This is a genomic window from Acinetobacter sp. YH01018, assembly GCF_013420295.1.
Lineage (GTDB): Bacteria > Pseudomonadota > Gammaproteobacteria > Pseudomonadales > Moraxellaceae > Acinetobacter.
On sequence record NZ_VOYL01000031.1, the window covers coordinates 23,401 to 34,724 of the forward strand.

Here is an 11,324-nt window from a genome sequence, read left to right on the forward strand (position 1 = left end):
AGCAGGGAGTACAAAATGTATAAAATTCTAGCTGGATTCGGGTCAATCGTACGTTCATTGTGGATGGTATTCAGCCACGTGACACGTAAACGTGACACTATTCTTTATCCAGAAGTGCCAGCTGAACAAATTGTTCCGCCGCGTTTCCGTGGTCGTATTGTATTGACACGTGACCCAGATGGTGAAGAACGCTGCGTGGCATGTAACCTGTGTGCGGTTGCCTGTCCGGTTGGCTGTATTTCTTTACAGAAAGCAGAAAAAGAAGATGGTCGCTGGTATCCGGAGTTTTTCCGTATCAACTTCTCGCGTTGTATTTTCTGCGGTATGTGTGAAGAAGCGTGTCCAACGACAGCGATTCAAATGACACCAGATTTCGAGTTAAGTGAATACGTTCGTCAAGACTTGGTCTACGAAAAAGAGAACCTGCTCATTTCAGGTCCTGGTAAATATCCTGACTACAACTTCTACCGTGTAACCGGTATGGCAGTGGCAGGTAAAGATAAAGGTCAGGCACAACGTGAAAGTGCACCAGTTGACGTACGGAGCTTATTACCATGATGTGGCCATTTTATTTGATGGCACTTGTGGCCATTGTTTCTACGGTTCGTGTGGTGACTAACGCGAATCCTGTGCATGCTTTATTAAGCCTGATCGTGTCCCTCCTTGCTGTGGCAGGGATGTTCATGATCGTTGGTGCGCCATTCGCTGGTGCACTAGAAATTATTGTTTATGCCGGCGCGATCATGGTGTTGTTCGTGTTTGTGGTGATGATGCTAAATCTTGGTCAACATACGGTTGAACAGGAACGTAAATGGCTGACTTCATCTGCATGGGCATATCCAGCATTGATGAGTTTCCTGATGGGCTTGGTGCTCGTCTGGATGCTTGGTTCGGATTACACAACCGCAGGTCCGGTGATGGGCACTAAAGTTGTGGGACCTAAAGCTGTAGGTACAGCGCTCTTTACTCACTACTTACTATTGGTAGAAGTTGCCGCAATGTTATTGCTTGCAGCCCTCGTTGCAGCATTCCACTTAGGTAAACGTGAACCAAGTGCAAAAGAGGAAAAAGAATAATGGGCAACATTCCTTTAGAACACGGTTTAATCGTTGCAACCATTCTTTTTGCACTGGGTTTTTACGGTGTAATGGTGCGACGCAACCTACTATTTATGTTGATGAGCCTTGAAATCATGATGAACGCAGCGGCGCTTGCGTTCGTTCTTGCAGGTAGTGCATGGTTACAGCCAGATGGACAAATCATGTTCATCCTGATCTTGACCCTTGCAGCTGCAGAGGCTTGTATTGGTCTTGCGATCGTCCTTCAGTTCTACCATCGCTTCCATCATTTGGATGTGGATGCTGCTAGTGAGATGCGCGGATGAGTTATTTATATTTAACAATTTTATTTCCGCTCATTGGTTTTGTCCTCTTGGCGGCGGGGCGCAATAAGCTTCCTGAAAATGTGGCAGCCATTATTGGTGTGGGTTCAGTCGGTTTATCTGCTTTATTTGCACTGATTGCTGGCATGGGCTTTGTAGACAATGGTTCAGTAGCTCAGGTTCAACATCTTTGGACCTGGTTCAATGTCGGTGGTTTTGCACCAGGCATGAGCTTGCACCTAGACGGCCTGTCATTACTCATGACCGGCATGATCACCGGTGTAGGTTTTCTGATTCACATCTTTGCCTCATGGTACATGCGCGGTGAAGAAGACTTTGCACGTTTCTTCTCTTACTTCAACCTGTTCGTTGCCAGCATGTTGCTGCTCGTTCTTGGCGATAACCTGGCGTTATTGTTCTTGGGTTGGGAAGGCGTAGGTCTTTGCTCTTACTTGCTAATTGGTTACTACTATCAAAACCCGGAAAATGGTTTTGCAGCCATCAAGGCATTTACTGTAACTCGTATCGGTGACGTATTCTTGCTGATTGCATTGTTCCTGATTTTCCAACAATTCGGTACTTTGCATATCGGTACAATCGTTGCCAATGCACCTCAAGTATTAGCGGGTGACCATTCACTTGCGATCTGGACATCTTTAATGTTGTTCCTGGGTGCTGCCGGTAAATCTGCGCAAATTCCATTACAAACATGGTTGGCTGATGCAATGGCAGGTCCTACACCTGTTTCTGCGTTGATCCATGCGGCAACAATGGTAACAGCCGGTGTTTACCTGTGCTGCCGTATGTTCTCCGTGTTTGAAATGACACCAGAAGTGATGATGTTCATTTCGATCACTGGTGCGGTAACATTGATTGTTGCTGGTTTTGCTGCATTGGTTCAAACAGACATCAAACGTATTCTGGCTTACTCAACCATGAGTCAGTTGGGTTATATGTTTATGGCTGTTGGTGCTGAAGCATACCAAGCGGGCCTGTTCCACATGCTTTCACACGCATTCTTCAAGGCATTATTGTTCTTGTCTTCTGGTGCTGTGATTCTGGCTTACCATCACGAACAAAACATCTTCAAAATGGGTGGCTTGTTCAAACATAACAAATTCCTGTTTGCCTGCTTCGCAATTGGTGGTGGTGCGTTGGCTGCCATTCCATTCTTGACCATCGGCTTCTTCTCGAAAGATGCCATCCTTGGTGCAGTTTGGGCACAAAGCCACATTGCAAATCTTCCTATATATAATTGCTTATACTGGACAGGTGTTGCGGGTGCATTCTTAACGTCAATCTATACATTCCGTTTAATCTGGGTTGTATTCTTTGGTAAAGAAAACACGCCTTATCACGAAATCAAAGGTGCAACTTATTGGGCTCCGTTGGGTATCTTGGCGGTACTTTCAACTGGCTTGGCTTACTTCTTGAAAGCACCAGTAGAAGCTGCATTAACCAAAGCCAATATTCCAGCTTTTGTTATTCCTGAAGCGCTTGAAGCAGGTGTACATGGTGCTGAATATACCGCTGTGGGTATTGCATTGGCTGGTCTTGTGGTAGGTATCGTATTATTTGTCTTTGCTTATAATGCAGTGAAAGGTTTTGCCCGTACTTCATTGGGTGCCGGCCTTGCCAATATCTGCCGTAATGCACTTGGTTTTGATGCGTTGTATAACATCGTATTTGTGAAACCATATTTGCTTATCGCGAAAATTTTAGGTCGTGATCCGATTGACGGCCTGTGGTTAGTGCTTCCTGCCATTGTTAAAGGTGGTCATAGCTTCACCAGCTCACGTCAAACAGGTTCATTGCGTGAATACGCATCAAGTATGTCACTCGGTGTAGTGGTATTGCTGATGATCCTGATCGTGATTCAGGTAGTGGGGAAATAAGATGGAAATCACAAACAACTGGATTTTACCCGCGCTGATCCTCGTACCGTTCATTGCAGGTTTTGTATGCTGGATCATCGACAAGCTCGACGACAAACTACCGCGTTACATTGCGTTATTCGGTATGCTCATTACTTTGGGCTTAACCGTTGCGCTTTGGAATTCCGGTACTTATCACTATGAACTCGGCGCAAAAGTTCCAACTTGGTCTGCCGAATTCATGCTGCCTTGGATTTCCACCCTTGGCATTAACATTCACCTTGCGGTGGATGGTCTTTCACTTCTTATGGTTGGCTTGACTGCATTACTGGGTGTACTTGCAGTGGGCTGTTCATGGGGTGAGATTCAAAAGAACGTTGGTTTCTTCCACTTAAACCTTTTATGGTCTTTGGGTGGTGTGATCGGTGTATTCCTTGCGATTGACTTGTTCCTGTTCTTCTTCTTCTGGGAGATGATGCTGGTACCAATCTACTTCCTGATTGCCTTATGGGGTCATAAGGGAGCAGACGGTAAGTCACGCGTTTATGCTGCGACCAAGTTCTTCATCTATACCCAGGTAGCAGGTTTGATCATGTTGATCGGTATTCTAGGCCTTGTGGTTTACGGATACATGATGACGGGCATGATCGGCTTCGATTACAACTACCTGTTAGGTGTGGCGAATACGCTTGATGCACAGTTGCCATCAGTGGCTTATGCCTTGATGATCTGTATGTTCATCGGTTTCGCTGTAAAACTTCCAGTGTTCCCATTGCACGGCTGGTTACCAGATGCGCATGCTCAAGCACCGACAGCCGGTTCTGTCGACTTGGCAGGTATCCTGATTAAGACTGCTGCATACGGTCTGCTTCGTTTTGTTATGCCATTCTTCCCGGCGGCTTCTGCACAGTTTGCAGATATCGCGATCATCTTCGGTTTAGTCGGTGTGTTCTACGGTGCCTGGTGTGCTTTCCAGCAAACCGATATGAAACGTTTGCTGGCGTATACTTCTATTTCGCACATGGGCTTTGTATTACTTGCACTTTACGCAGGTAATATCCTGACTTTCCAAGGCTTAATGATCATGATGCTGGCACATGGCCTGTCATCTGCTGCCTTGTTCATTATGTGTGGTCAAGTGTACGAGCGTGTTCATACGCGCGACTTACGTTTAATGGGTGGTATGCGCGGTCAATTCCCGTACCTTGCTTTCTTCCTGATGTTCTTTATTGCTGCGCTTGTCGGTATTCCAGGTTTAGGTAACTTTATTGGTGAATTCCTGATTTTGATGGGTTCATTCAACAAATTCCCAGCCTTTACCATTGTGGCAGCGACCAGCTTGGTATTGGCAGGTCTTTATGGCTTGATCCTGATTCACAAAGCATTGTTTGGTACGCCAAATGAAGAGCAAAAACAAAATTATACAAGCCCATTGAAAGACTTGAATGCGCGTGAGATTGTTATTTTGTTAGTGTGTGCTTTTGGTCTACTATGGCTCGGTATCTATCCACAAAGCTTCCTTGATATTTCAAATTCAAGCATGGCGTGGTTAGCAAACAGCTATATCCCAGTTCAAGAAGTTGTCGATGCGACTCAACAGGTCGTATCTCAACAAAATGTGGAGATCCAATAAGCCATGAACTTCACAATGTCATTTTCCGAGCTTATGCCATTAGCTCCTGTGATGATCGTGGCTTTAACTGCGATCGTAGTGATGCTTCTCATTGCAATTAAACGTAACCATAATTTAATTGCAACAGCCTCTGTAGTCGGCTTGAACCTTGCTGCAGCCTATGTCCTGATTGGTATGTTCGGTGGTGCTTTTGCACCAGCGAACGTGATGGGCATGTTTATGCTTGACCCGTTTACCTTGCTTTACCAACTGGTCATCCTGATTGCTGCACTGGCTTGCTGTACCTTGTCACATGCTTATATTGAAAGCTATCAAGATAACCGTGAAGAACTGTATATCCTGATGCTGTGCTCGGTAGCGGGCGCAATGCTGATGGTGGCAAGTTCTCATTATGCATCTTTCTTCATTAGCCTTGAGCTGATGTCGATTCCTGTATACGGTCTTTTGGCTTATACGCACCAACGTTCACAATCTTTAGAAGCGGGTATTAAATACCTTGTTCTTTCAGCAACTGCTTCTGCAATGCTGTTAATGGGCATGGCATATATCTATGCTTATACCGGTTCATTGTCTTTCTATGACAATGTTCAGGCGTTGATGCAAGCCATCAAACAGCCAATGGTGATTTTAGGTCTAGGCTTAATCGTTTTTGCTGTTGCATTCAAACTGTCTCTTGCGCCATTCCATAAATGGACGCCAGACGTGTATGCAGGTGCGCCAGCGCCAATCGCAACATTCCTTGCGACTGTGGCTAAGGTCGCAACCATTGGTTTGTTTGTACGTTATTTACTGGCTTCAGGTGCAATCCTGGTCGATTCAATCGTAACCATCATCACAATTATTGCGGTGCTTTCTATTCTGGTGGGTAACTTCCTTGCAGTACGTCAAGTCAACCTGAAACGTATTCTGGGTTACTCTTCAATTGCGCACTTTGGTTATTTGCTGATTGGTTTAATCAGCATGACTTATGCAAGCCTGGGTAACGTATCTGTATACGTAATCACTTATGTATTGACAACGATTGGTGCATTTGGTGCTGTTGCGTTGATGTCTAGTCCATTTAACAATGTGGATGAAGCACAAAGCCTGGCAGATTACCGTGGCTTGTTCTGGCGCCGTCCAGTATTGACTGCGACCTTGACTGTCATGATGCTGTCTCTTGCGGGTATTCCATTGACTGCTGGCTTCATTGGTAAGTTCCTGGTGGTGATGGCTGCGGTAACAACCCAGCATTGGTTCCTTGCTGCCATGATTGTAGTGGGTTCAGGTATTGGTCTGTACTATTACCTTCGTGTGATGGTGGTGATGTATATGACTCCGCCAGATACGCCACGTATTGATGCCGACAAACATTGGGGTCAGAAAGTGGGTGGTATTATGGTGCTTGCTGCGGCATTGGCTGTATTGATCATTGGTGTTTATCCTGATCCAATCATCAAATTGGCGCTTCAAGCGGAGATTTTATCTCCATTGCATTTCATGCTATCTCAACAGTAATCTAAAAAAACTATAAGTTTTTTCTAAAAAGCCTCCTTTCATAGGGGGCTTTTTGGTTTATAAGAGATATAAAAAACATTTATAATAGCTGAAATTTTATCTCATCTTTTAGGTACTCTCCCGTGGCTATTCATGAAATCCGTCATCCACTTATCCGACATAAACTTGGTTTGCTACGTCGTGCAGACATCAGTACAAAAAACTTCCGCGAACTAGCGCAAGAAGTGACCATGCTTCTGACTTATGAAGCAACCAAAGACTTGCCGATGTGTGAGCATGAAATTGACGGCTGGAATGGCAAAGTTACTGTAGACAGTATTGCGGGTAAAAAAATTACCGTTGTTCCTATTCTGCGTGCAGGTATTGGCATGTTAGATGGGTTTTTGAACCTGATTCCAAGTGCCAAAGTTTCTGTATTGGGTCTTGAGCGTGATGAAGAAACCTTGCAAGCACGTACTTATTATAAAAAACTGGTTCCCGATGTACAAAACCGTTTGGCGATGATTATCGACCCGATGCTGGCAACCGGTTCTTCATTGGTTGCAGCCATTGATGTATTGAAGGCGAGCGGCTGTAAAGATATCCGTGTCATGGTCTTAGTTGCAGCGCCTGAAGGCATTAAAAAAGTAGAAGAAAAACACCCAGATGTGACAATTTTCACAGCAGCTATTGATGACGGTCTCAACGAAAATGGTTATATCGTTCCGGGTCTTGGCGATGCAGGCGATAAAATTTTCGGTTCAGTACAAAAAGACTGATCCTGGAAGACAAATTAAAAGAGGCTTCAGGCCTCTTTTTTTATATACTGTAAACATGGCATTTTTTAGCATAGGGCAGCAGCATGAAAGATGAATTACATCAGGGTAAAATCAAAAAGTATGACCCTGAAAAAGGCTTTGGTTTTATTGGTTCGGCTGAAGGGGATATTTTCTTTCATATTTCAGATTTCCCTGCGGCAGAAGGCGAACCGAAACGTAATGAACGGGTAAAATTTGCGGCTGTTAAAAATGGTGACAAGTACAAGGCTGTTCGTATAGAACGTGTTGCAGATCACTCAGCAAAAGCAAAAAAATCGAAAGTATCCGAGCATAATAAATCGATTACATCCGCCTTGTTGTCGAATTTTCGAGGTTGATGCTTCTGCTTTTGATTGCAGCATGATGATGTTCAGGATTGCTTTTGACAATCATTGGAAAAGAGGCTTTTGGGCCTCTTTTTTATTATAATAAGAAAAAATATAAATGAAAAAGAGTATTTTATGTTTGTTCAGGGGAAAGTCAAAACTTATAACGCAGAGCGCGGTTTTGGATTTATTGCAGTAGAGGAAGGCGCAGTGAAAGATATTTTCTTTCACATTAAAGATGTGCCCAATAGCACTATCGAACCTAAAGTCGGGGAGAAGTTAAAATTTATTATTGTGGAAGATGATGGCAAGTTTAAAGCCGACCGTATTGTACGACTGGATCTACAGTCTGCCTCAGCGGAGAGTATAGCTGCCAAGCCAGTAGGTACAAAAAAGAAAACTGCTTCACCACGTTATAATAAGGCTTCATATAAAGGCCGAATCTTATCTGCTATTGCCTTGATCATTCTGGCACTGCTTGCTGTGATCGGTTATGGTCAATATCAGGATTATCGCACGGCAGAGCAGCTGAAAGCGCAACAGTTGATTATAGAGCAACAGCGTATTGTGTCACAACAGCGAGAAGCACTGGGGGATTTACCGGAAGCAGTTTTGTCGGAGCAGGGGCAGCGTAATCTGGCAGGTGAAACTTACAATACCACTAAACCGCGCTCGGAAAAGATTAATGCCAGTATTGATCAGCAAAATGGGGTGAGATTAGCAACAGCACAATTTAAATGTGATGAACGGCAACATTGCAGTCAAATGAATTCAAGAGCAGAAGCTGTGTGGTATGTACAAAACTGCCCAAATCATAAGATGGATGGTGATGGTGACGGTATACCTTGTGAAAATGATTCACGCTGGTAATAAAAAAAGCGCCTAAATGGCGCTTTTTTTAAATCGTTTTTTATTCTTCACAGAATTTCATAAAGGCTTTAAGGCCGGGTCCCTGATATTTCTGACGATGAACCAACATGAATAAAGGACGAGTCAGTTGCCAGAAAGGAGTTTCCAAAATGACCAGCTGACCTTTTTCACGTAAAGGTTCAATGGCGAGTTTAGAAATACAGGACATCCCGATACCTCCCGCCACAATTTTTAAAATCGCTTCATTATGGCCTAAAGTGAGGCGGATATTGGCATCTGGCAGGTCTTTTAAAATGGCATTGTCAAACACCTCACGGGTCCCTGAACCTTCTTCACGTAAAATCCATTCGACATGGTCAAAATCTTTAGCGGTAATTGCGCGGTCCAGTTTTGCCAATGGATGCTCTGGTGAACAGCATACCGCCAGTTCATCATCGCGCCAGTGTATACACTGCAGCTGTGGCAAATGACAGGACCCTTCAATTAAGGCTAAATCCAGCTGGAACTGGTTGACTGCTTCAATCATCTGACGGGTGTTGCCTACTTGCAACTGCAAATGTGCTTGCGGCTGAATTTGCAAAAAGTCTGCCATCAGGTCCGGCATCAGGTAATCGCTAATGGTTAAGGTTGCCCCCAGGCGCAGGTCAATACTTTGTAATTCACCTTTAGCCGCCTGTTCAAAAGCTTCGCAGCGACCTAAAATTTCTAGTGCTTGTGGAAGTAGAAAACGACCTAAATCATTGAGTTGCAGACGCTTGCCAAGACGGTCGAATAGAGGTGCACCCAAGCCATCTTCCAAATCTGCTAAAGCCATACTTGCAGCACTTTGCGTGAGTTTGACAGCATCGCTGGCTTTGGTTACTGTGCCTTCTTGTGCAACTGCTACAAAAACAGCCAACTGGCGTAAGGTCATGCGCATGAATAGAGCCTTAACATTTAAAAAATATTAATAAATTATGTGGTCATGCTACCATGAGCACAGTCTTTCATGCCACGTTGAAATCATGTCAATTGAAAAATTTAGCTTAGAAAAAGTTTTATCTGTACATCGCTGGACCAATACCTTATTCAGTTTTACCATGACACGACCTGCACATTTTAAATTTACTGCAGGGCAGTTTGCACGTATTGGCCTAAAAGTGGGCAATGAACTGGTGGTTCGGGCTTATTCCGTGGTGTCATCCCCCTTTGATGAAACCCTGGAGTTCTTTTCAATTGTAGTGCCAAATGGTGCATTTACATCTAACCTGCAACATTTACAGGTTGGTGATGAACTGTACCTGGAAAAAATTCCCTATGGTTTTTTAACCTTGGCGCGTTATCAGCTCCCATTACCGCATGACTTGTGGCTACTCGCGACTGGCACAGGTTTGGCACCGTTTATTTCCATGCTACAAGACTTTGAAACCTGGTCGAAATATCAAAAGATCAATCTGGTTTATAGTGTGCGTACTGAAGCCGAACTGGCTTATGTCGAGCGTATTCAGGAAATAGCTGAAACCTTTGGCGAAGGGCATGCTGGCTTTAAATTTATCCCGATTATTACCCGGAATCCCGATGCAACGTTGCATGACCGTTTACCGGTATTGATTGAAAATGGTGAACTGGAAAAAGCGGTAGGGCTACAATTCAATGTAGACACCAGTCATGTGATGCTTTGCGGTAACCCACAAATGGTGGAAGATACCAAAGAAGCATTAAAAGTACGTGGCTTGAAAATGAACCGCCGTGGTGAAGGTAATATTGCGGTCGAAAATTATTGGTAATCGCATTTAGAGTTCCTCCCTTTTTAAAGGTGAGAAGCATTGCTTCGCAAGGGAGGGATTAAAAGGAATAATTTATCTCGTGAAAACTGAATCCCCCTAAATCCCCCTTCTTCTAAGGGGGACTTTCTCTAATCACAAAAAATCCTCCATTCAGGAGGATTTTTTAGCTTTTAATCTTTTAATGCACAAACATATCAATAAATTCGCGGATTTCCTGAATTGCAGTTTCCACATCGCTGGTCAGCCAGGTAGGTTCAAATATACCGGCATAATGTTCAAGTCGTTCTTGGGGAACCACCAGACGGATCGGACATTCTTCTTCCAGTAAGCGCCAAGGAATAATCGGTACTTCATTGTCTATAAACGGGGCAATATTGCGAATGTCGATCACCATGGCATTGATGCATTCAGGAAACGGCATCACAGAAAATTCTTCGGTACGACGACGGAAATATTCCAGATCACCCCATTTAAGCACATAACTTGGTTTACTAAATTCAATAATTCCAATGAGATGTTCATCACGAGTGTAATGCAAACAACATTGATGAGTGACGTCAGTGTCCAAATCAAGCGTTACAGATTGCTGACGATACGCCATAAAGTTAAGCAGCATGAAAAACGGTGCATAATTATAGCTCATTTTAAGCCTTTCAGCACCTAAAGCATGTTTCATCATGAAAGCTTAGACAGGTTTAAAAATCGGTTAATTTTCTTATTTTAAAAACCGCAACTTAAACCCCTATCTTTTGCATGGTTAAATTTTGCTGGAGCTTAAATTAAAATACTGGGACTTAAAGTAAAATAATAGTGTCTTGATCCTAGACAATATTGTGGACAGCTGATCCCTCTAAATTCTTAAAATATTTCTGTTCAAAGGCTTCTGGACTTAACCAGCCGTTTGCAGAATGCCTTCTGACCCGATTGTAATAAATCTCAATATAGTCAAACAATATAGCATTAGCCTCTTTTCGAGTGGCAAACACACTGCCATGTATCACATGACCTTTCAATGTAAGTTGACAAAAACAACTAAACATGCGAAAAGACATTTTTGGTTAAACGATGTTTGCACATGCCACGGATTGTTACCGTCCCACTCAGCTTAGAACAGCGTGCACAACTAATTCTCCTGACCAAGCATGCAGCACATTGGCGTGAAAGACAACGTGCCCAAACC

At 43.7% G+C, this 11,324-nt stretch carries 12 protein-coding genes and 1 pseudogene; 10 read left to right on the forward strand and 3 right to left on the reverse strand.

Annotated features, from left to right (window positions below):
* The first annotated feature begins 15 nt into the window (after window positions 1-15).
* From nuoI to FTT83_RS10965, 9 genes are all read left to right on the forward strand, one after another.
* Window positions 16-558, forward strand: coding sequence for an NADH-quinone oxidoreductase subunit NuoI (gene nuoI, locus FTT83_RS10925; protein ID WP_086196032.1), 543 nt, complete (start codon window positions 16-18; stop codon window positions 556-558).
* Window positions 558-1,076 (forward strand): NADH-quinone oxidoreductase subunit J, encoded by a 519-nt coding sequence (gene nuoJ, locus FTT83_RS10930; protein WP_171521992.1) that lies wholly within the window; start codon window positions 558-560, stop codon window positions 1,074-1,076. Before nuoI ends, nuoJ begins: the two co-directional genes overlap by 1 nt.
* On the forward strand, window positions 1,076-1,384 hold the full coding sequence (nuoK, locus tag FTT83_RS10935; protein WP_004651041.1) for an NADH-quinone oxidoreductase subunit NuoK: 309 nt from the start codon (window positions 1,076-1,078) through the stop codon (window positions 1,382-1,384). The genes nuoJ and nuoK overlap by 1 nt, the downstream gene beginning before the upstream one ends.
* Entirely contained in the window at window positions 1,381-3,276 is a 1,896-nt protein-coding gene (gene nuoL, locus FTT83_RS10940; protein WP_180082258.1) for an NADH-quinone oxidoreductase subunit L, read from the forward strand. Before nuoK ends, nuoL begins: the two co-directional genes overlap by 4 nt.
* Before the next feature lie 7 nt (window positions 3,277-3,283).
* The gene (nuoM, locus tag FTT83_RS10945) at window positions 3,284-4,888 is read left to right on the forward strand and encodes an NADH-quinone oxidoreductase subunit M (protein WP_180176601.1); all 1,605 of its coding nucleotides are present in this window, start codon (window positions 3,284-3,286) and stop codon (window positions 4,886-4,888) included.
* A gap of 3 nt (window positions 4,889-4,891) precedes the next feature.
* Window positions 4,892-6,385, forward strand: a complete 1,494-nt coding sequence (gene nuoN / locus FTT83_RS10950) for an NADH-quinone oxidoreductase subunit NuoN (protein ID WP_180176598.1) — start codon at window positions 4,892-4,894, stop codon at window positions 6,383-6,385.
* A gap of 122 nt (window positions 6,386-6,507) precedes the next feature.
* Complete coding sequence (gene upp, locus FTT83_RS10955; RefSeq protein WP_180082257.1) at window positions 6,508-7,143, forward strand: uracil phosphoribosyltransferase; 636 nt, start codon at window positions 6,508-6,510, stop codon at window positions 7,141-7,143.
* An 83-nt stretch (window positions 7,144-7,226) separates the two neighbouring features.
* Window positions 7,227-7,520, forward strand: a complete 294-nt coding sequence (locus tag FTT83_RS10960; RefSeq protein WP_180082256.1) for a cold shock domain-containing protein — start codon at window positions 7,227-7,229, stop codon at window positions 7,518-7,520.
* A gap of 123 nt (window positions 7,521-7,643) precedes the next feature.
* On the forward strand, window positions 7,644-8,378 hold the full coding sequence (locus FTT83_RS10965; RefSeq protein WP_180082255.1) for a cold shock domain-containing protein: 735 nt from the start codon (window positions 7,644-7,646) through the stop codon (window positions 8,376-8,378).
* 40 nt (window positions 8,379-8,418) lie between these two features.
* Here the strand turns inward: FTT83_RS10965 and gigC are convergent, their stop codons facing one another.
* Window positions 8,419-9,297: a LysR family transcriptional regulator GigC gene (gene gigC, locus FTT83_RS10970; protein WP_166167753.1), complete on the reverse strand. Its 879-nt coding sequence runs from the start codon at window positions 9,295-9,297 to the stop codon at window positions 8,419-8,421.
* A gap of 85 nt (window positions 9,298-9,382) precedes the next feature.
* Between gigC and FTT83_RS10975 the strand changes: the two genes are divergently transcribed.
* A complete protein-coding gene (locus tag FTT83_RS10975) occupies window positions 9,383-10,144 on the forward strand; it encodes a ferredoxin--NADP reductase (protein WP_180176597.1) in 762 nt (253 codons plus the stop codon).
* Window positions 10,145-10,322: 178 nt separating this feature from the next.
* On the opposite strand, the gene FTT83_RS10980 is transcribed toward FTT83_RS10975, so the two are convergent.
* Complete coding sequence (locus FTT83_RS10980; RefSeq protein ID WP_086196104.1) at window positions 10,323-10,745, reverse strand: hypothetical protein; 423 nt, start codon at window positions 10,743-10,745, stop codon at window positions 10,323-10,325.
* Between the two features lie 220 nt (window positions 10,746-10,965).
* Window positions 10,966-11,160 (reverse strand): annotated as a pseudogene (locus FTT83_RS10985) (IS3 family transposase); the annotation flags it as partial.
* Between the last annotated feature and the right edge of the window lie 164 nt (window positions 11,161-11,324).